Raw genomic sequence first — 20270 nt, 5'->3', positions numbered from 1 at the left:
TCGATGTGCCTGCCGTCCGACCCTACGCGCAACTGATCGGTAACGGCATGGAGGACGGGACGGCCGACGATCTTCCCGGCGGCGGTCGGGCGACGCGGGCCGCCTGCGCTTGCCGGGGCCGCCGTGGCGGAGGAGTCTCGAAGGAGAGGCCCGCGCGGCCCCTCCCCGTCAGGCGCGGGCCCGTGAAGGAGGTCATCATGGCCAGCGCGACCGGCTCCGCCTTCGACACCGAGACCCTCCGCCGGGGCATCGAGGGAAATTCGAACACCCTGCTGTCGCTGTACGCGGACGACGCCGAGATCCGCATAGTGGACCGCGACACCCAGCCCAGCCACCCCAAGGTGCTGCACGGGCGGGACCAGATCAGCCAGATGCTGGACGACATCTACGGCCGCGACATGACGCACAAGCTGGACCAGTGCGTGGTGCAGGGCGACCGCGCCGCCTACAGCGAGTCCTGCGAGTACGCGGACGGCGTCCGGGTGCTCGCCGAGTCGATGATCACGCTGCGCGACGGGAAGATCGCCGAGCAGCTGATCATCCAGGCGTGGGACGAGTAGGCCCGAAGTCCGCCCGGGTCCCGGTCATCCCCCGGCCGGCCTGGACCGTCCCGGTCCGGGCCGGGGCCCGGCGGGCTCCCGCGGCGCGTCCTCGGCCGCCAGCACCAGCTTGCGCAGCAGGTCGGCCAGGGTGCGGCGTTCGTCGTCGGTCCGCCCCGGGACTGGCGGCCGGAACTGGGAGTGTGCGGCTGCTGGTGGCCGTACGACGGCGGCACCCGACTCCCGGACGAGCTGCGGGACTTCATCGACGCTGGTCCGCCGCCGGTCTTCGTCGGGTCGGGAGGTGCCACCGTGCCCGACGCCGGCCGGCTGAGCGCGCGGATCGTGACGGCCCTGCGCCGGGCCGGGCTGCGCGGGGTGATCCAGCGGGGCTGGGCCGGACTCTCGGCCGACGGGGACGACATGCTGACCATCGGCGAGGTGCCGCACTCCGTCCTCTTCCCCGCACATGGCCGCCGTGGTCCACCACGCCGGCGCCGGCACCACCGCGGCGGCCCTGCGGGCCGGGGTGCCCTGCGTACCGGTACCCGTCCAGTTCGACGAGGGCTTCTGGTCCGCCCGCCTGGTCGCCCTCGGGGTGGCGCCCGCCGCGCTCCCGCTGCGCGGTCTGACCACCGGTGCGCTGTCGGCGGCCCTCGGCCGGGCCACCGGCGACCGGTCCCACGGCGAGCGGGCCCGGGCGCTGGGCGAGCGGATCCGGGCGGAGGACGGCGTGCGGCCGGTCCTGACGGCGGTGGCCGGGATGTGCGGGTAGGACCGGCCGCACGGCGTGGGCCTTCCGCCGTGTGTCAGGCCGTCGGCGTCCACCCGTGCGGCCGGAGGATCCCCAGCAGCAACCGCACCAGTTCGTCGACCACCTCGTCCAGCGTCGCGTCCACCCAGCCCGTGCTCCAGTCGTGCAGCAGACCGTTGACGCTGCCGATGAAGGCCGTCGCGGCCAGACGGTAGTCGTGGGGTGCCGCCTCGCCCCGGGACACGGCGGCGTTCGCCTCGGTGCAGATGAGGTCGACCCAGCGGGCGCGGCGGGCCAGGCGCTGCTCCTCGAGGCGGGGGCTGACGCCGATGATCTCGACGAAGGTGAGGCGGATACGGCGCGGGTCGGAGGTGACGTTCGTGGCGTAGGCGCGGAAGAGGACGGTGACCCGCTCGGCCAGCGGCAGTGTCCCGGCGCCGGCCAGGGCCTCCCGTACCGCCTGCTCCGCCCACGCGTTGACCTCCAGGTGGAGCGCGGTCAGCACGTCCTCCAGGGTGCGGAACTCCTCGTAGAACTGGCGGGTCGACAGGCCCGCGGTCTGGCTGAGCGCGGCGACCGTGGTGCCCCGGAAGCCGGGGGTGTCACCGAAGAGCTGGAGCGCGGCGGCCAGGAAGCGACGGCGCCGCTCGGCCTGCCGATCCTCGGCCGACCGCCCGCCGTAGCGGCCCTTCGGCGCCTTGAGCCTGCCCGCCACGGTTCCCCCTCCCTCGTCCCACCGATGGCCAATTTTGTCGTGTACGCATCTTGTGGAGAAGCCCTCTCCTTCCTTACTTTTCAGTAAGTTCACTGTGAATGCGGCCGTGTTCAGATTCTCCCGCCCGTCATGGCCGGCGCGCCCGCACGCACCCCCACCCATCCAGAGGAGAGAGCAGCCATGCCTGCCTCCAGAACCAGGCACCTTTGCTCCGTAGCCGCCGCCCTCGTCCTGACCGTCGCCGGCCCGGCCACCGCCGCATCCGCCGCCGGCTCCGGAGCCGCCGGTCTGCGCGAGGTGCTGTTCGTCGGCAACAACTGGGACGGCACCGCCACCGTCCTGAAGTCGTCCGGCGACTTCGCCAAGGTCGGCCAGATCAACATCGTCCCCGACAAGGACGCGCGGATCGCGGAGATCAAGGCCGACCCGATCAAGTGGATCTACTACACGGCCATCAACAACGAGGTCGGCCAGGGCCACGACCAGTACGTCGACGACATGTACTCCACACCGGACGGCAGGTCCGTGGTGGTCTCCCGCCCGAGTTTCGCGGACGTCGTCTCCATCGACCTGGCCACGGACAAGGTCAACTGGCGTTTCCCGGTTGCCGGTTACCGTGCCGACCACATGGCGGTCTCCCCGGACGGCACCCGGGTCGCGGTCTCGGCCTCGACCGCCGACAAGGTGCAGGTGCTGGACATCGACACCGGTAAGGAGGTGGGCGAGTTCGGCACCGGCGACAAGCCGCACGAGAACTTCTTCACCAACGGCGGGAAGTACATCTGGAACATGTCGATCGGCGAGGTCACCACCTCGCTCGACGATCCCTCCCTGGACTGGACCAAGGGCGACCGGCACATCACCGTCGTCGACGCGACCACCTTCAAGCAGGTCAGGACCATCGACATGCGCGACCGGCTGGACGCGATCGGCCTCAAGAACTTCTCCGACGCGGTCCGGCCCGCCGCCTTCACCCCCGACTGGTCCAAGCTGTACTTCCAGGTGTCGTTCTTCAACGGCTTCCTGGAGTACGACGTCGCCGCCGACAAGATCACCCGGGTGAAGACGCTGCCGGTGAACCCGGCGACCAGCACGGACCGCACCACCTGGCTGCTGGACTCGCGTCACCACGGCATCTCCATGAGCCCCGACGGCACCAAGCTGTGCGTCGCCGGGACCATGGACAACTACGCCACCGTCGTGGACCGGGCCACCCTCCAGGAGGGTCCCCTGGTCGCGGCGTCGACGCCGTACTGGGCCACCGTGAGCGGTGACGGAAAGGACTGCGTCATCTCCGAGAGCGGTGCCGACCAGATCACCGCCATCGACTTCGGCACCGGCCAGAAGGTGACGTCCGTGCCGGTCGGAAAGCACCCGCAGCGGGTCCGGCTCGGTCATGTGCAGGCCGACTGGACCGGCCCCAGCGGAAGCTGACGGCCGTGGCCTCCGGGGCGCGTGGCGCCCCGGAGGCCGTCCGCGGTTCAGAACCGCGCGGCCGCCCACGCGGCCAGTTCGGCCTTCGCCGCGCCCAGCAGGTCCGCCGAGGGCGCGCTCGCCCCGTTGGTCACCAGCGCGTAGTGCAGGACGCCGGAGTCCGTGTCGGTGAGCAGCAGCCGCCGGCTACCGGTGCCGCCCGGTTCCGGAGCCACCCCGACCGGGGTCGAGGCGGTGTACGCCGGGGGCGCCGTGACCGTCCCCAGGTCGGAGACCACCGTGGTGGCGGAGGCGGGGAAGGACGCCGGCAGGTGCAGTTCGGTCGGCGCCGTACCGTCGCCCGAGCGCCACACCAGCACCCCGTACTGGCCGGAGCCGACCAGCCTCGCCACGTTCGGCAGCGAACTCGGAACCGGGTTCCAGGTCAGGGTGGTCGAACCGTCCCGGGAGCGGTCCTCGTAGGTGAAGGCGAGGGTGCTGCCGGCGGTCGCGCTCGGGTAGACCCGGTCGAGCAGACGGGCGTCCTGGCGCAGTGTCACCGTCCCCGAGTCGTCGAGGCGGACGGCGGAGAGGTCCTCGTCGTTCCAGCCGTCACCGGCCGTGACGACCTTGCCGGGGTTGTCGTTCATCAGCTCGTGGTGGCGGCCGTTGTAGATGTCCCACTGCCACTGGGAGCCGGACAGCACCGGGCCCGAGGACGCCGGTTTCGTCCACCAACTCGCCCCGGGGACACGGGAGTCGAGTGCCTGGTACATCGCCTTGAGGACGGTGGGCGCCTTGTCCGACACATTGCCCGACAGGGGGTGGCCGAACTCGCTGACCAAGGCCGTGGTTCCGGCCGCCGAGGCGCGGTCACGGACCGTGCCGAAGTCGCTCGCGTACTGGCCGTCGGCCGCCTTGCCCCACATCAGGATGCCGGAGATGGCCTTCTGGTCGTAGAAGTGCGTGTTGAAGACGTAGCGCGAGCCCAGCGTGCCCGCGTCCAGCAGGCCGCCCTCCTGCTTCTGGGAGTCGATGTTGGCGTTCCAGAACAGGTTCGGCTCCACGAGGGCGGGCTTGCCCTGCCAGCCGGCCGCGTCCATCCGGGCGCGGAACCTCTGGTAGAAGGGCCACAGCAGATCGCGCTCCCAGGTGCGGCTGGTCTGCCCGGAGTCGTAGCTGCCCGCGTACGGCTCGTTGTACGGGTCGAAGCCGGCCACGCCCGCGAACTCCGTGCCGCTCAGGTGCTGGACGAGGTAGGACATGGTCGACTGGGCCGTGGCGAGGAAGGCGTCCTGGAGGCCGTAGGCGTTGTGCCAGAAGTCGGAGTCCGCCTTGGTCACGGCCGCGTTCTGGGTGATGTTCTGTCCCCACAGGAGGCAGATCCCGCACGACTCCTTGGGGTAGCCCCCGGCGTCGACCGCCCACTTGGGAGCGCCGTCGCCGGTGTACCAGCTGCCCGAATTGAACAGGTAGCGGGAGTAGAGGTCCTGGTGGAAGTCGGGGTAGACCCGGATGCCGGCGTCGAGGAAGGCGCGCATCTGGTCGGTGACGGCGGCCAGGTAGGCCGTGTCGACCTGGCCGCGCACGGGTTCGGCGTGCGCCCAGGAGAGCAGGAAGCGGACGGCGTTGCCGCCGCCGAGCGCGCGCACCGCCGTGGCGGACTTCTGCGCGTCGGCCACCGAGGCGAACGGCAGGCCGCCGTTCTCCTCCAGCTTGGTCTCGCCGGAGACGTTGTAGCCGCGCAGGACGACCTCACGTCCCTGGCCGTCGGTGAAGCGGCCGTTCTGCACGGTGAGGGGGGTGCCGTCGAACCAGAGGGAGTCGGAAGGGGTGGCGGCGGTGGCGGCCGGGGCGCCCGCCACCGTCAGGAATCCGCAGAGGACAACCAGAACAACGAGGCAGTCGATCACACGAGCCCGGATATTCGGCATGTTCACTACAGTCCGGTGATTTCTGGACACAGTCAACACTCCTGACTCAGGAGTAAGTTCTTTCTCGGTCGACCCGATGCCCTCAACCGCCCGTCCTACGCGTCACCTTCAGCAGGTACTCCTTGCGGTCGAGCGGGTTGTGGTCGGTGCGCGGCCGATCGGGGACCGTGGCGCGGACGACCGGCGCGTAGTGGTCGAAGGCGGTCTCCAGCTCGCCCTCCCCCCGGGTCAGCCCCGGCAGCCGCTGCTCCAGTTCGTGCACCCGGGCGGCGGGCACGGCACCCTCCAGGACGCAGAGCGGGCCCTGCGCGGTGGTGGTCCGCGGCACCGCCTCCAGCCGGGCGAGCACCGGCAGCAGCGCGCCCAGGGCGTCGGCCGGGGCCTCGACACGGAAGTGGTGCATGGGCTCGTACACCCGGGTGCGCGCCCGGCGCAGCGCCTCGATCAGGACCAGCGGGGTCAGGCCCCGGAAGTCGGCGCCGGTGCTGGACATGCTCTTGTCGAAGCCCTGGTGGGCATGGCTCTGCCGGGGTGAGTACCCGGAGTGGGTCATGGTGACCGCGCAGTCCACGACCTGCCAGCCGTGCAGCCCCTGGCCGAGGGTCTCGCGCACGGTGTCCTCCACGGCCTTGAAGAAGGCGTACGGCATCGATCCCAGCTCCACCTCCAGGTGGAAGTCCACGCCCGAGCCGACCGGGGCGGGGTCGACGCGCAGACCGACGGTGGCGAGGAAGGGATTGGCGTCCTTCTTGTTGAACTCCACGGCCGCGCCGCTGCCTTCGGGCCGTTCGACGCACAGGGTCGTCGTCTCGCGGAAGGTGACGTCGAGGCCGTACTCGTCGGCGAGGGTGGCCTGGACGACCTCCTTCTGCACCTCGCCGTAGAGGGAGACCGAGGTCTCCCGGCGCCGCTCGTCGTGCCGGACGCCGATGAGCGGGTCCTGCTCGGCCAGCTGGGTGAGCGCGAGGTGCAGGGACCGCCGGTCCGTGCCGGGACCGGGGACGACGACGGTCTCCAGGGTGGGCGGGGCGAAGTGGTGCTGGTACGACGTCCGCGGGACTCTCCCCCGCGGCGGCTCTGCCGCGCCGTCGGAGCGGGGCGCCCCGAGCGCGTCGCCGATCCGGATGCCGCCCAGTCCCCACACCCGGGCGATCCGGCCCGCGCCGGTGCTGTCCTCACGGACGTCGGTGCCGTGGTCGAAGACGCTCAGGGCGGTGACCTTGCCCTCCTGGCCCCTGTCGCCGAACCGGACGCGGTCCCGGGTGCGCAGGGTGCCGGAGAAGACGCGGGCGTAGGCGACCTTCTCCCCCGCCGGGCCGCGTTCGACCTTGAACACGGTCCCGGCGAGCGGGCCGTGCGGGTCGCCGCCGGCGGTGGGCAGCAACCGTTCGATGCCGGTGATCAGTTCGGGCACTCCGGCGCCGGTGATGGCGGAGCCGAAGTAGACCGGGTGGACCAGGGCGCGGCGGGTCTGGTCCGCGAGGGCCGTGTGCAGGCGGTCGTCGCGGACGGTGTCCTCGACGTACGCGGACAGCAGGTCGTCGTCGTTCGCGGTGAGCGGGTCGAGCGCGCTCGGGCCCAGGCCGGGGACGAAGCGGGCCGCGCGGGTGCCGAGTCCGGCCGGCGCGCCCATCGGGACGAGCGCCGCGGTGAGCCGCCGGGCCATCGACCGCAGGACGTCCTGGTCACGGGCGCCGCGCCGGTCGATCTTGTTGACGAAGACCAGGGTCGGGATGCGCAGCCGCCGCAGCGTCCGCATCAGCACCCGGGTCTGCGCCTGGACGCCTTCCACGGCCGATACGACCAGGACGGCGCCGTCCAGCACGCCGAGCACGCGTTCCACCTCGGCGATGAAGTCCGGGTGGCCGGGCGTGTCGATGAGGTTGACGGTCACGCCGTCGAGCGGGAACGAGACGACGGCGGACTTGATGGTGATGCCGCGCTGCCGCTCCAGGGCGAGGGTGTCGGTGCGGGTGCTGCCCGCGTCGACGCTGCCGATCTCGTCGGTCACCCCGGCCGTGTGCAGCAGCCGTTCGGTCAGGCTTGTCTTACCCGCGTCGACGTGCGCGAGGATTCCCAGGTTGAGCAGGTGCACGAAGCGTCATGTCCTTGATGAGAGGGGGCGTTCCTTCCTGGGGGGACATGAACGGTGCGCGCATCATCACTCCTTGGACTGTGGACTTCCGGGGGAACCGACGGTTCAGTGCAGCAGAAACGGCGCCGCCGTACCAACGGATTAACGGCCGGCGAGGGGGCCGCCCGCTCAGCCCGTCGCGCGCCGGTGGTCGGCGAGGATCTGTTCGAGATGGCCCAGTGCCGCCGTCGTCCTCGCCGGATGGTCCCGGAAGTACGGGTCGTCCGGCACCGGAAGCGATCCCGCCAGGGCCCAGCCACGCCCGCGCGCCCAGGTCGCCTCGTCCATCTCCACCGCCTCCCGGAACACCTCCCGGGCCTCGGCGGGCAGGAACGTCCAGGCGGGGAAGAGGTCCACGGCGGGGTCGGCCACCGCCAGCGTGCCGAAGTCGATGACGGCGCCGATGCGGCCGTTCCTCATCAGGAGGTTGGCCGCCGCGAGGTCGCCGTGGATCCACACCGGGTCCCGGTGCCAGGGCGGTGCCGCCAGGGCCGCCTCCCAGACCTCCGTGAGCAGGCCGGCGTCGACGAGGGCCGCCTTCTTCAGGGCTTCGATCTTGGGCCGGACGCGTGCCTCCGAGGCGATGGAGTCGCTCGCGTCGCCGAGCGGAACGCCCCGGAAGGCGTTGCTCTGCCGGGGGCCGGGACCGCCGGTGGCGTCGACGGACCGGAGCGCGGTGAGGAAGCCCGCCAGGTCCAGCGCGGCACCGGCGGGGTCGGTGAGGGCCTCGGTGCTCGCCGTGTCGCCCTCCAGCCAGCGGTAGACCGACCACGGGTACGGGTAGCCCTCACCGGGCTCGCCCTGCGCCACCGGCTCGGGGACGGGCAGCGGCAGGTGCGGGGCCAGCAGGGGCAGCCAGCGCTGCTCGCGCTCGACCTGGCCGGCCCAGTAGGCGTAGCGGGGCAGCCGGACCAGGAGGCCGGTGCCGAGCCGGAAGGTGGCGTTGTCCATGCCGGAGCGGGGGACGGGGGCGAGGGGCAGACCGGCCCAGTGCGGGAACTGGGCGGTCAGCAGGCGTCGTACGAGAGCGGCGTCGATCAGCACGCCGTTCATGACACCGGGTCGGGCGCACGGGTGTCCAAGGCTTTTCGGTGCGGCGGCTTCTCGGTGCGGCGGCTTTCCGGGGCCCTATCTCGGCGGGAGCCGGTGCAGGGTCAGGTCGGTGAGCGTGCCGTCGGCGACGGTCGCCGTCAGATAGGTGCAGTGGGGCTGGCGACGGCGGTCGGTCGGGGAACCCGGGTTGATCAGGCGCAGTCCGGTGGGCGCGGTGGTGTCCCACGGGATGTGGCTGTGGCCGAAGACCAGGACGTCGAGGTCCGGGAAGCGGGCGGCGCAGCGCCGCTCGCGGCCGGTGGCGGGGCCGGTCTCGTGCACGACTGCGAAGCGCAGGCCGCCGAGGTCGGCGTGGGCCACCTCGGGGAGCCTGGCGCGCAGCGCGGGACCGTCGTTGTTGCCGTACACGCCGATCAGACGGCGGCTGCGGCTCTCCAGCAGGTCGAGGGTGGCGGTGTCCACCCAGTCGCCGGCGTGGATCACCACGTCCGCGTGCGGGAGTTCGGCGAGCAGCTGGTCCGGCAGCCTCTTGGCCCGCAGGGGCACGTGGGTGTCGGACATCAGCAGCAGACGCACCCGGATAGCGTAGGACACCGGGCGGGCCGGTTCACGCCGCCATGCGGCGGACCGCGCGCAGCGCGCCGACGGCCGCGAGCCCCGCGCCGACGGCGGTCGCGGCGCCGGCGGCGGGGTGCCGGGCCAGGCTCTCCTGCCAGGAACGGGAGTGGGCGGTGTCGTCGAAGGCACCGTGCGCGCCGTGGTCGTCGGCGCGGTACCGGTCGACCGGCTCGAAGAGGTTGTTGTCGCCGGTCGGGGGCTGCTGGTCGGTCTGCTGGGAGTCGAAGCCGGTGCGCGCCAGATAGCGGTCGAGCAGGCCCGGTGCGAGACGGTTGGCCCAGATGGTGGCCACGGTGGTGGCGCCGACGTAGAACTGCTTGCGGCGCGGGTGGTCGGCGGCGTACAGCACGCCCCGCGCGGCGACTTCCGGCTGGTAGATCGGCGGTACGGGCATGGGGTGCTTGGACAGCCGGGAGAGCACCCAGTCGAACTGGGGCGTGTTGACCGCGGGCATCTGGGCGACGGTGACGTGCACGTTGCTGCCCCTGTGCAGCAGTTCGACGCGCAGGGAGGAGGTGAAGCCGTTCACGGCGTGCTTGGCCCCGCAGTACCCCGACTGCAGGGGGATGGACCGCTCCCCCAGCGCGGAGCCGACCTGCACGATGGTGCCCGCGTCGCGCGGCAGCATGCGCCTGAGGGCGGTGCGGGTGCCGTTGACGAAGCCGAGGTACGACACCTCGGTCACCCTGCGGAACTCCTCGGGGGTGATCTCGTCGAACGGCGCGAAGACGGTGGCGAAGGCGCAGTTGATCCATACGTCGATCGGCCCGAAGGCCTTCTCGGCGGCGTCCGCGGCGGCCTCCACCTGGTCCGGGTCGGAGGTGTCGGCGACCTGGACCAGCGGGCGTCCGCCGAGGGCCGCGACCTCGTCGGCCGCCGCCTCCAGGCCGCCCCGGCCGCGCGCCACCAGCACCACGTCGGCGCCGCGCCGGGCGTAGAGGCGGGCGGTGGCACGGCCGATTCCGGCGCTGGCTCCGGTGATGACGACAGTGGGGGCCATGGTCGGTTTCCCTTCGGCGCGACGGTACGAGAGCTGTTGTACGGGGGGTGTGGAGCTGCGAGGGGCGTCAGGCGCGCCGCCCGGGCCGCAGGGCGGCGCCCGCGCCGGCCGCCGCGGTGAGGGCGGCGGCCGAGGCGGCGGCGGTGGCGGTCCAGCGGGCGGTGCGGGACGGCTCGGGCGGGCGGGTGGCCAGGCGTTCGGGGAAGTCGCTGGGCAGGTTCCCGTCGAGCGCGAGGGCCAGGGCCTCGGCCAGGTGCAGGGCGCGGCGGCCGGTGTCGCCCTGTTCGATCTGGGTGCGGCAGCTGAAGCCGTCGGCGAGGACCAGGCTGCCGGGGGCGGCGGCCCGTACGGAGGGCAGGACGCCCAGCTCGCCCACCGCCATGGACACCTCGTGGTGACCGCGTTCGAAGCCGAAGTTGCCGGCCAGTCCGCAGCAGCCCTCGTCGAGGACGTCGGCGTCCAGGTGGGCGCGGCGCATGAGTTCGCGGTCGGCGTCGAAGCCGAGGACTGCGTGCTGGTGACAGTGGGTCTGGACGACCGCCCGCCGGGCCGGGGCGGGTGGCCGCCAGCCGTCGGGGGCGTGGTGGACGAGGTGTTCGGCGAAGGTGCGGACCTGTCCCGCCATCCGTCGCACGTCCTGGTCGTCGGGCATCAGCTCGGGCGCGTCGGAGCGGAAGACGGCGGTGCAGGAGGGTTCGAGGCCGATGACGGGGGTGCCCGCCTCCAGGTAGGGCCGCAGGGTGCGCAGGGTACGGCTCAGCACCCGTTTGGCGATGGCGAGCTGGCCGGTGGAGATCCAGGTCAGGCCGCAGCACACGGGGGCGTCGGGTACGGCGACCCGGAAGCCGGCGTCCTGGAGGAGGCGGACGGCGGAGATGGCCACCGACGGGTGGAAGTAGGTGCTGAAGGTGTCGGGCCACAGCAGGACGGTGCGCGCGTCGGCGGGGTCGGGGGCGTCGCCGCCGTGCTCCCGCCACCAGCCGAGGAAGGACTGGGGCGCGAACAGCGGTGCCTGGCGGGCCCCGTCGACGCCGGCCAGCCGCTTGCCCACGCCGGACAGCCCGGGCGCCCGCAGCGCGGTGTTGGCCAGGCCCGGGGCGGCCTGCGCCAGCCGGGCCCACACGGGGAGCCAGCCCATCGAGTAGTGGGCGGCGGGGCGGGGACGGCCCTCGTAGTGGTGGGCGAGGAACTCCGCCTTGTACGTGGCCATGTCCACGCCGGTCGGACAGTCGGACTTGCAGCCCTTGCAGGCCAGGCACAGGTCGAGGGCGTCACGGACCTCGGTGGAGCGCCAGCCGTCGGTGACCGTGGAGTCGGGGTGCCCGTCGAGCATCTCGAACAGCAGTCGGGCCCGGCCGCGCGTGGAGTGCTCCTCCTCCCTGGTGGCCCGGTACGAGGGACACATCACGTCACCCTGGTGGCCACGGCAGTTGCCGATGCCGACGCAGCGCAGCACCGCCCGGGTGAAGGAGTGGTCGTCCTCGGGGTAACCGAAGTAGGTGCCGCCCGACCTGGGGCGCCAGGTCGAGCCGAGCCGCAGCTGTCCGTCGACCGGGTTGGGGTCGACGACCTTGCCCGGGTTCATCCGGTTGCCCGGGTCGAACAGCGTCTTCAGCTCGCCGAAGGCGTGCACCAGCCGTTCGCCGAACATGCGGGTGAGCAGTTCGCCGCGGGACTGTCCGTCGCCGTGCTCACCGGAGAGCGAGCCGCCGTAGGAGGCCACCAGGTCGGCGGCGCGTTCCAGGAAGCTGCGGAAGGTGGCGACGCCCTCGGCGGTGCGCAGCCCGAAGGGGATGCGGGTGTGCACACAGCCCTGGCCGAAGTGGCCGTACACGGACGGGTGGTCGTAGTCGAACTCGTCGAACAGCCGCTTGAGGTCGCGCAGGTAGTCACCGAGCCGCTCGGGCGGTACGGCGGAGTCCTCCCAGCCCTCCCAGGTCTCCCGGTCGTCCGGTGGCCGGGCGGTGACCCCGAGCCCGGCCTCGCGGGCCCTGAGCATGCGCTGTTCGCGCTGGGGGTCGTCGGAGAAGGCGACCCGGGGGTCCTTCTCGTCCCGGCCGAGCGAGCGCAGCAGGGCGTGGGCCTGTTCGTCGACCTCCTCCTGGCTGTGCCCGGCGAACTGCACGAGCAGCCAGCTGTCGCCCTCGGGCAGGGCGTGCAGCGAGTCGAGATAGGCGTGTTCCTCGCGCATCAGCTGGGCCATCCGGCCGTCGAGCGCCTCCAGTTGGGTGGGCGAGCAGTGCCGCAGCAGCTCCGGCACCTCGTCGGCGGCGTGGCAGATGTCGTCGTAGCCGAGGACCAGCAGTGCCTCGTGCGAGGGCACCGGTACCAGGTCGAGTTCGGCGCGCAGGACGGTCACCAGGGTGCCCTCGCTGCCGACCAGCGCGCGGGCCACGTCGAAGCCGTTCTCGGGCAGCAGGGAGTCGAGGTTGTAGCCGGAGACGCGGCGCGGGATCTTCGGGAAGCCGCGGCGGATGTCGGCCAGGTACTCGCTCGCGATGCGGTCCATACCGGCGTACAGGTCGGCGAGCCGTCCGCCGCCGGCGGCGATCCTGGCGCGTTCCTCGGGCGGGGTCGGGCCGACCCAGGCGCGGACGCCGTCGTAGGTGAGGATCTCCAGGCGGCGCACGTTGTCGACGGTCTTGCCGTAGGCCTGGGCGGAGGCGCCGCAGGAGTTGTTGCCGATCATGCCGCCGAGGGCGCAGTGGCTGTGCGTGGACGGCTTGGGCCCGAACTGCAGGTGGTGACCGGCGAGTTCGCGGTTGAGTTCGTCGAGGACGATTCCGGGCTCCACCACACAGGTGCGGTCGTCGGGGTCGACGGAGAGCAGCGCGTCGCAGTACTTGGTCCAGTCGATCACCACGGCCGTGTTGGTCGTCTGTCCGGCCAGGCTCGTGCCGCCGCCCCGGGACAGCACGGGTGCGCGCAGACGTGAGCAGACGGCGACCGCCCGGGCGCCCGCCTCGACCGTGCGGGGCACGACGACGCCGAGGGGCACCTGGCGGTAGTTGGAGCCGTCCGTGACGTAGGCGCCGCGGCTGCCCGCGTCGAAGCGGACTTCGCCGTCCACTTCCTCGCGCAGGGCTGCCTGAAGACCGGTCACGTCCAAATCGGTCATCTTTCGCGTCCTTCGAGGTCACCGAGGCGTTGACTGGGCCAGGACGGGCGAGTACCCCGGGATCGGCCGGCGCAACGTCACCCCGGACGAGTCGAGAGCAGAAATGATCTGCCGATAAAATCAACAGGCAAACTGAACAGCTGAAACTGGACAGCCTCACCTGACAGTCCTAGTCTGAGGCCATGGATCACATCTCCGACTCCGCCGCCCGCGCCGCGCGCGACCTGCGCGTGGTGTTCAGCCGGCTGCGGCGCCGTATCCGCGAGGTCGCGCGGGACGACGAGGGAGCCGAGGGTGTCCTCACCCCCTCGCAGGAGTCCGCGCTCACCCTGGTCGGCAAGCACGGCGCCGCCACCGCCAGCGCCCTGGCCGCCGCCGAGGGGGTCAGGCCGCAGTCGATGGCCACCACCCTGGCCGCGCTCGACCAGCACGGCCTGATCCGCCGCGCCCCGGACCCCGACGACGGCCGCCGCCAGCTGGTCACCCTCACCGACTCCGGCCGGGCCCGGGTCGAGGGCAACCGGCAGGCCCGCGAGGAGTGGCTGGCCCGCGCCTTCGAGGACCGCTTCACCGAGGAGGAGCGGCAGACGGTCCTCAGCGCCCTGGGGCTGATGGAACGGCTGTCGCGGCCCTGACACCGAGGCGGCCCCGGCCCGCGCCGGACGGACCGGACCGGCGGCCGGGCCGCCACCCACCTTCACCTGCCGGCGCTGTTCACGCTCGCCGGTCACGCCCTGCTGCCGGCGACCGTCCTCCACAGCCGTTCACCCGGCTCCGACCGTCGCCCGGCACTCCCCGGAACACACCCGAAAGGCCTGATCCACACATGACCGTCAGCACCCTCGACCCGCGCACCGCGCTCGTCGCCGTCGACCTCCAGAACGGCATCGTGAGCATGCCCCTGACGCCGCACGCCGCCCCGGACGTGGTGGCCCGCACCGCCGGGCTGGCCGACGCCTTCCGGGCCCGCGACCTGCCCGTCGTCCTGGTCCGGGTCTCGTTCGCCGCCGACTGGGCGGACGCCGTCCCCGGCCGCACCGAGCGCCGGGCCCGCGGTCTCGCCTTCCCCGAGGGCTGGGACGTCACCGTCGACGAACTCTCCGGCCACCCCGGCGACATCCGCGTCACCAAGCACAACTGGAGCGCCTTCCACGGCACCGACCTCGACGTCCAGCTGCGCCGGCGCGGCATCACCCAGATCGTGCTGACCGGCGTGGCCACCAGCATCGGCGTCGAGTCGACCGCGCGTGACGCCTACGCCCACGGCTACCACGTCACCCTCGCCACCGACGCGATGTCCGACAGCGACGCCGAGGCGCACCGCGGCAGCGTCGAGCGGATCTTCCCGCGGCTCGGCGAGAGCGGCACCACCGAGGAGATCCTCGACCTGCTGGCCAAGACCCACGCCTGACCCACCCGGGTCCGGCCCCGGTGCGGGGCGGGCGGCCACCCGCCGTTCACCCCCGCCAGGGGCGGGGTCGGCATCACCGGATGCCGGTCGAGGTCAGCGTCGTCGTCCCCGTGTACGACCCCGGACCGTACATCGAGGACCTGGTCGCCTCGCTGCTGCGACAGTCGCTGCCCCCGGACGAGTTCGAGGTGGTCTTCGTCGACGACGGCTCCACCGACGCCGACCCGGCCCGGCCGGGGTCCTCGCCGGGCGCGTGGTGCTGCCGTACCGGACGAAGCAGCACGACGACTTCTCCCTGGATGCCGACCGGGCGAGCAGGTCCCTGGGTCCGGGCGCCCTCGCCCCGGAGGACACCGCGGTCTCCGACGCCCACCGGCTGAGCCTCGCCCTGCCCCTGTACGTCGCCGACCGCACCGACGTCCTGGTGCGGCTGACCGACACCGCCTCGGGCCGCCCGCTGCGGCTGGCCTCCACGCTGCCCCCGGCCGAGGGCACCCGCTCGCTGCTGGAGGCCGAGGTGCCGCTGAGCGACATGAGGGGTGCGGTCCGGCGGAGCGAGGTGTGCCTGGTCCCCGGGGCCGGCACGCCCCCGCTTCCCGAGGCTGCCGCTGTTCCTGCGCGTGCCCCGGCCGGGCGGTGCCGTCCAGGTGACCCGGTCGGCGCCGCCCGGACTCCTGGACCGGCTGGTGCGCACGGCACGGCGGGCGGCGGCCCAGGCCCTGGCCCTGGGGAGGACGACGCGACGGAACACGCCACGGAAGGCGTGACGGCGGCGCCGGCCGAGGACGCCCGTGCGCCGCCGTCGATCCCGTCGCCCGCGGCCTCCTCCACCAGCGGCTGCGTGCGGGCCGGGCGCTCAGCGGCTGGTGGGCGAGGTCCGTGTGTACGGCGAGCGTACGGCCGGGGTCGCTCAGTCCTCGCCGCGGACGATGTTGCCGTCCGGGCCGGGCAGTGCCTCCGGCCGGCCGCCACGCTCCACGATGGCGGGCAGGCAGGTCCGTACACCCCTGCCGCGCCGCCGCTGGGCCTTCGACCAGCCCGTTTCGGGGCGCGGGGCGACGGGTTTGTCACTGGTGTGCGCGGTCACGGCTCTCAGCCTCTCGTCCTCTTCGGTGCCTCATGTGCGGCCCGATGCCTCACGTACGGCCGGTGTCTCAGGTGCGGCCACCGCCGCCCCCGCCGAACGACCCGCTCGAACCCGGCGACCAGCGCGGGCGCCGCTGGTCACGGGCGCGCCGGGTGCCGACGGGGTTGAGCTGGTGCGGGGTGAGCCGTTCGCTCTCGTCGGCCGCCACGGGAATCTCGTCGGGTTCCCGCATCTCGCTGGTCTCGCGGACCGGGCCGTCCGGCGGGAGCGTGGGATGCTCGCCCGGTCCGGCGTGGGCGTGCTCGGTCGGGCGTACCCGCATGCCGAACCGGACGGCCCACACCAGGCCGGCGGTGATGGCGAGGCCCGCGACGAGCACGGCGACGTATCCGAGGGCGGTTGCGGCTCCGGCGGCGACGTACGTGGCAGTGTTCATGGGGCGCCGGGTACCCATCCGCGCGGGGGATACGACACCTGGCGCACAGGCGTGGCGCGGGCCGGGCACCGGATGCCGGGCGTAGCGTCGCCCCACGATGACGGAACTATCGGAAATGCCGGACTCGGTCGAGAGGGACGACAGTGCCGTCCTCCAGCGGTACACGGCGCCCGCGCCCCGGCCGGGGCGGACCCTGCTGCGCTGGGTCTCCACCACCGACCACAAGGTGATCGGCCGGCTGTACATGGTGACGGCGTTCTGCTTCTTCCTGCTCGCCGGGCTGCTGGCGCTCGGGATGCGCGCCGAACTCGCCCGTCCGGGGCTGCAGTTCGTGAACAGGCACGGCTACGACCAGCTGTTCACCATCCACGGCACGATCATGATGCTGCTGTTCGCGACACCGATGTTCGCCGGGTTCGCGAACGCCGTCATGCCGCTGCAGATCGGCGCTCCGGACCTGGCCCTGCCGCGCCTGAACGCGCTGTCCTACTGGATGTACCTGTTCGGCGGCCTGATCGTGGTGTCGGGCTTCCTGGTGCCCGGCGGGGCGGCGGCGTTCGGCTGGTTCGCGTACGCGCCGCTGAACAGCGCCTACTTCTCGCCCGGGGCCGGCGGTGACCTGTGGGCCATGGGGCTGGTGGTGTCGGGTGTGTCGACGACGCTGACCGCGGTGAACTTCATCGCCACCATCACGTCCCTGCGCGCACCGGGCATGACGATGTTCCGGATGCCGATGTTCACCTGGAACGTGCTGTTCACCTCGATCCTGATCCTGCCGGCGTTCCCGGTGCTCACGGCGACGCTGCTGGCGCTGGAGGCGGACCGGAAGTTCGGGGCGCACGTGTTCGACGCGGCGAACGGGGGCGCGCTGCTCTGGCAGCACCTGTTCTGGTTCTTCGGGCATCCGGAGGTCTACATCGTCGCCCTGCCGTTCTTCGGGATCATCTCCGAGATCGTGCCGGTGTTCTCCCGCAAACCGCTCTTCGGCTACCTGCCGATGATCGGGGCGACGACCTCCATCACGATGCTGTCGGCTGTGGTGTGGGCGCACCACATGTTCGCGACGGGGGCGGTGCTGCTGCCCTTCTTCTCGGTGATGTCGTTCCTGATCGCGGTGCCCACCGGCATCAAGTTCTTCGCCTGGATCGGGACGATGACGCACGGCTCGGTGTCCTTCGAGACACCGATGCTGTGGTCGCTGGGGTTCCTGCTGTCGTTCCTGCTGGGCGGGCTGAGCGGGGTGCTGATCGCCTCGCCGCCGCTGGACTTCCACCTCACCGACACCTACTTCATCGTGGCGCACCTGCACTACGTGCTGTTCGGGACGGTGGTGTTCGCGATGTTCGCCGGATTCTACTTCTGGTGGCCGAAGTTCACCGGGAAGATGCTGGACGAGCGGCTGGGCAAGGTGCACTTCTGGCTGCTGTTCCCGGGCTTCCAGCTGACGTTCCTGGTGCAGCACTGGCTCGGCGAGGCGGGGATGCCGCGCCGGTACGCGGACTATCTGCCGGCCGACGGCTTCACCCTCCTCAACACCCTGTCCTCGGCGGGCGCGTTCCTGCTGGGCGCGTCGACCCTGCCGTTCCTCTACAACGTGTGGCGTACGGCCGTCAGGGGCGAGCGGGTCACCGAGGACGACCCGTGGGGCTACGGGCGGGGCCTGGAATGGGCGACCTCGTGCCCGCCGCCCCGGCACAACTTCGTGGCACTGCCCCGCATCAGGTCGGAGTCGCCCGCCTTCGACCTGCACCACCCGGACGTCGTGCGGCAGTCGGAGCGGGAGGGGCTGCGGTGAAGGCGGAGGCATTCATGTTCGGCGGGGTGGCGCTGTTCTTCGGCGGATCGGCCGCGCTGTACGGCGCGTGGTCACGGGAGCCCGCGGGCACGGCGGCGCTGGTCATCGCGTGCGGGATGGCGGCCCTGGTCGCGTTCTACTGCCTGGTGCAGTACCGGCGCCGGGGAGCGCGCCCGCAGGACCGCACCGACGCGGAGGTGGCGGACGGGGCCGGCCCGGTGGCGTTCTTCCCGGACGAGAGCCTGCATCCGATCGTCACGGCCCTCGGCTTCGCGGTGACGGCGACCGGCGTGGTGTACGGCCTGTGGCTGTTCCTCATCGGGCTCGGTGTACTGGCCCGCGGAGTCTTCGGCATGGCGTTCCAGTACGCGCTCCGCTGAACCGTCCCGGGGCTGCGCGGTGGCGTCCGGCCGGCCGGACGTCCCGGTACGCGGCCCTCATCGGGTTGCCGGGGGGATCGGTCTGCGGGGGGCGCCGGGGCGGAAGTCGTCGGGGGGCTCGTGGGGGCTGTCGTAGCCGCCGGTCAGGCTCTGGCGGATCTCGCCGGTCGGGACGCCCTCGTCGAGGCGTTCGCGTTCGGCGGCGGTCAGGGCCAGGCACAGCCAGCGGGTGACGAGGAAGGCGAGGACCGGGGCCACCACGAGGGCGACGCGCAGCACCCAGGTGAGGGCGTTGACGGAGATCCGGAAGGTCTGGGCGGCGACGTCGTTGCCGCCCGCCAGCAGCAGGACCCCGTAGAACACGGTCCCGGCGACGCCCAGACCGGTGCGGACGGGGCGCTCGCGCGGACGGTCGCACAGGTGGTGCTCGCGGTGCCACTCCTCCGTCAGGCGCTGCTCCACGAAGGGGTAGGCGTACAGCACCGTGAACAGCAGGCCGGGCAGGACGACCGCGGGGAGCAGGACGTTCCACATCAGCGTGTGGCCGGCCAGGGTCGTCTCCCACGGCGGCACCAGTCGCAGCGCGCCCTCCAGGAAGCCGACGTACCAGTCGGGCTGGGAGCCGGTCGAGGCCTGGTCCGGGCGGTAGGGGCCGTACTTCCAGACCGGGTTGACCTGGACCAGGCCGGCCAGCACGACGAGCACCCCGGCGACGGCCAGGGACAGACCCATGGAGGACGCGGTGAACTGCGGGTACAGCGGCTTGCCGACGGCGTTCGACGGGGTGCGCCCCGGGCCTCGCCACTGGGTGTGCTTGAGATGGAAGACCAGCACCAGGTGCACGCCGACCAGGGCGAGGAGCGCGCCGGGCAGCAGCAGGATGTGCGCCGGGTAGAGCCGGGTGACGATGTCGTGGCCGGGGTACTGGCCGCCGAAGACGAAGAAGGCGACGTACGTCCCCACCACCGGCAGCGAGGTCATGATGCCCTGCGCGATGCGCAGCCCGGTGCCGGAGAGCAGGTCGTCGGGCAGGGAGTAGCCGGCGAAGCCCTCGGCGAGCGCGAGGACGAACAGGGTGAGGCCGACGGCCCAGTTCAGCTCGCGGGGCCGGCGGAAGGCGCCGGTGAAGAAGATCCGCAGCATGTGCACACCGATCGCGCCGACGAAGACCAGCGCGGCCCAGTGGTGGGCCTGCCGCATCAGCAGCCCGCCGCGCACGTCGAAGCTGATGTGCAGGGTGGAGTCGAACGCCGCCGACATGAGCACCCCGCGCAGCGGCGGGTAGCCGCCGTGGTAGACGACCTCGCGCATTTCCGGCTGGAAGAACAGTGTCAGCCACACCCCGGTGGCCACCAGCACCAGGAGGCTGTAGAGCGCGATCTCGCCCAGCAGGAACGACCAGTGGTCGGGGAAGGCCTTGCGCAGCAGCGCCCCGCCCTCGACGACCGGCAGCCGGGCGTCCGCCGCGTCGGCGAGGCGCTCGGCGCGGCGGCCGGTCCGGCTCATGTGTCCTCCGGTGCCGCGACCGCCCGCGCCACCTCGGCCTCCACGTCCGCCCGGGGCCGGCCGGTGTCCCGGGCGTACTCGCTCATCGCGGTCCGCGCGTCCCGGTCCAGGTCGCGCCAGGCGCGCAGGGCCGTCTCGTAGGTCCCGGACTGCCGGCCGGTCCACCGCTGCTCGGCCGGGGGGCCGTACGCGTCCCGCAGTTCCTCGGCCTGCGCGTGCGCCGCGTCGGCCGCGCGTTGCTTCGCCACCAGTTCTTCGAAGGTGTGTGACACGGCAAGACCCTAGGCACGCCCGGCGGCACGGCCCGGCCGACCTGCCGGGGCGGACCGCGACCCGTACCCGAGTGGCGGGTCGGTGCCGTGCGGGTCGTCGGGGCC

General features: G+C 72.5%; 17 protein-coding genes and 2 pseudogenes. 8 read left to right on the top strand and 11 right to left on the bottom strand.

Annotated features, from left to right (window positions below):
• Positions 1-197 precede the first annotated feature (197 nt).
• Together ACFYMM_RS21925 and ACFYMM_RS21920 are read left to right on the top strand one after the other, a co-directional pair.
• Complete coding sequence (locus tag ACFYMM_RS21925; RefSeq protein WP_388389023.1) at positions 198-560, top strand: nuclear transport factor 2 family protein; 363 nt, start codon at positions 198-200, stop codon at positions 558-560.
• A 141-nt stretch (positions 561-701) separates the two neighbouring features.
• Positions 702-1314: pseudogene (locus tag ACFYMM_RS21920) on the top strand (glycosyltransferase); the annotation flags it as partial.
• A gap of 34 nt (positions 1315-1348) precedes the next feature.
• Here the strand turns inward: ACFYMM_RS21920 and ACFYMM_RS21915 are convergent.
• Complete coding sequence (locus ACFYMM_RS21915; protein ID WP_388389021.1) at positions 1349-2008, bottom strand: TetR/AcrR family transcriptional regulator; 660 nt, start codon at positions 2006-2008, stop codon at positions 1349-1351.
• 180 nt (positions 2009-2188) lie between these two features.
• On the opposite strand from ACFYMM_RS21915, the gene ACFYMM_RS21910 reads away from it, so the two are divergent.
• A complete protein-coding gene (locus ACFYMM_RS21910) occupies positions 2189-3442 on the top strand; it encodes a YncE family protein (protein ID WP_388389019.1) in 1254 nt (417 codons plus the stop codon).
• Positions 3443-3489: 47 nt separating this feature from the next.
• Here the strand turns inward: ACFYMM_RS21910 and ACFYMM_RS21905 are convergent, their stop codons facing one another.
• The 6 genes from ACFYMM_RS21905 to ACFYMM_RS21880 form a co-directional block, all read right to left on the bottom strand.
• Positions 3490-5355, bottom strand: coding sequence for a cellulase family glycosylhydrolase (locus ACFYMM_RS21905; RefSeq protein ID WP_388389017.1), 1866 nt, complete (start codon positions 5353-5355; stop codon positions 3490-3492).
• An 82-nt stretch (positions 5356-5437) separates the two neighbouring features.
• A complete protein-coding gene (locus ACFYMM_RS21900) occupies positions 5438-7450 on the bottom strand; it encodes a GTP-binding protein (protein ID WP_388389014.1) in 2013 nt (670 codons plus the stop codon).
• Between the two features lie 168 nt (positions 7451-7618).
• Positions 7619-8542, bottom strand: coding sequence for an aminoglycoside phosphotransferase family protein (locus ACFYMM_RS21895; RefSeq protein WP_388389012.1), 924 nt, complete (start codon positions 8540-8542; stop codon positions 7619-7621).
• 75 nt (positions 8543-8617) lie between these two features.
• Entirely contained in the window at positions 8618-9118 is a 501-nt protein-coding gene (locus ACFYMM_RS21890; RefSeq protein ID WP_388389010.1) for a metallophosphoesterase family protein, read from the bottom strand.
• A gap of 31 nt (positions 9119-9149) precedes the next feature.
• Complete coding sequence (locus tag ACFYMM_RS21885; RefSeq protein WP_388389008.1) at positions 9150-10160, bottom strand: SDR family oxidoreductase; 1011 nt, start codon at positions 10158-10160, stop codon at positions 9150-9152.
• Between the two features lie 67 nt (positions 10161-10227).
• The gene (locus ACFYMM_RS21880) at positions 10228-13278 is read right to left on the bottom strand and encodes an FAD-binding and (Fe-S)-binding domain-containing protein (RefSeq protein WP_388389006.1); all 3051 of its coding nucleotides are present in this window, start codon (positions 13276-13278) and stop codon (positions 10228-10230) included.
• Positions 13279-13460: 182 nt separating this feature from the next.
• Between ACFYMM_RS21880 and ACFYMM_RS21875 the strand changes: the two genes are divergently transcribed.
• From ACFYMM_RS21875 to ACFYMM_RS21865, 3 genes and pseudogenes are all read left to right on the top strand, one after another.
• Positions 13461-13913: a MarR family winged helix-turn-helix transcriptional regulator gene (locus tag ACFYMM_RS21875; protein ID WP_388389004.1), complete on the top strand. Its 453-nt coding sequence runs from the start codon at positions 13461-13463 to the stop codon at positions 13911-13913.
• Between the two features lie 191 nt (positions 13914-14104).
• The gene (locus tag ACFYMM_RS21870; RefSeq protein ID WP_388389002.1) at positions 14105-14689 is read left to right on the top strand and encodes a hydrolase; all 585 of its coding nucleotides are present in this window, start codon (positions 14105-14107) and stop codon (positions 14687-14689) included.
• Between the two features lie 80 nt (positions 14690-14769).
• Positions 14770-14922 (top strand): annotated as a pseudogene (locus ACFYMM_RS21865) (glycosyltransferase); the annotation flags it as partial.
• A 677-nt stretch (positions 14923-15599) separates the two neighbouring features.
• Here ACFYMM_RS21865 and ACFYMM_RS21860 read toward each other — a convergent pair.
• Both ACFYMM_RS21860 and ACFYMM_RS21855 read right to left on the bottom strand, forming a co-directional pair.
• On the bottom strand, positions 15600-15776 hold the full coding sequence (locus ACFYMM_RS21860; protein ID WP_388389000.1) for a hypothetical protein: 177 nt from the start codon (positions 15774-15776) through the stop codon (positions 15600-15602).
• A 67-nt stretch (positions 15777-15843) separates the two neighbouring features.
• Complete coding sequence (locus ACFYMM_RS21855; RefSeq protein ID WP_388388998.1) at positions 15844-16212, bottom strand: DUF6479 family protein; 369 nt, start codon at positions 16210-16212, stop codon at positions 15844-15846.
• Positions 16213-16327: 115 nt separating this feature from the next.
• Here ACFYMM_RS21855 and ctaD point away from each other — a divergent pair, with 115 nt between their 5' ends.
• The gene (gene ctaD / locus ACFYMM_RS21850) at positions 16328-18007 is read left to right on the top strand and encodes a cytochrome c oxidase subunit I (RefSeq protein ID WP_388388996.1); all 1680 of its coding nucleotides are present in this window, start codon (positions 16328-16330) and stop codon (positions 18005-18007) included.
• The gene (locus ACFYMM_RS21845) at positions 18004-18387 is read left to right on the top strand and encodes a cytochrome c oxidase subunit 4 (protein ID WP_388388994.1); all 384 of its coding nucleotides are present in this window, start codon (positions 18004-18006) and stop codon (positions 18385-18387) included. The genes ctaD and ACFYMM_RS21845 overlap by 4 nt, the downstream gene beginning before the upstream one ends.
• Before the next feature lie 57 nt (positions 18388-18444).
• On the opposite strand, the gene ACFYMM_RS21840 is transcribed toward ACFYMM_RS21845, so the two are convergent.
• Positions 18445-19893: a cytochrome bc complex cytochrome b subunit gene (locus ACFYMM_RS21840; protein WP_388388992.1), complete on the bottom strand. Its 1449-nt coding sequence runs from the start codon at positions 19891-19893 to the stop codon at positions 18445-18447.
• Positions 19890-20165, bottom strand: a complete 276-nt coding sequence (locus ACFYMM_RS21835; protein ID WP_388388990.1) for a hypothetical protein — start codon at positions 20163-20165, stop codon at positions 19890-19892. The genes ACFYMM_RS21840 and ACFYMM_RS21835 overlap by 4 nt, the downstream gene beginning before the upstream one ends.
• Between the last annotated feature and the right edge of the window lie 105 nt (positions 20166-20270).

This window comes from Streptomyces sp. NPDC006739 (assembly GCF_042869815.1).
Taxonomy (GTDB): Bacteria; Actinomycetota; Actinomycetes; order Streptomycetales; family Streptomycetaceae; genus Streptomyces.
The sequence above is the reverse complement of the archived record's forward strand: the minus strand, read 5'-3'. Positions and strand labels throughout refer to the sequence as shown.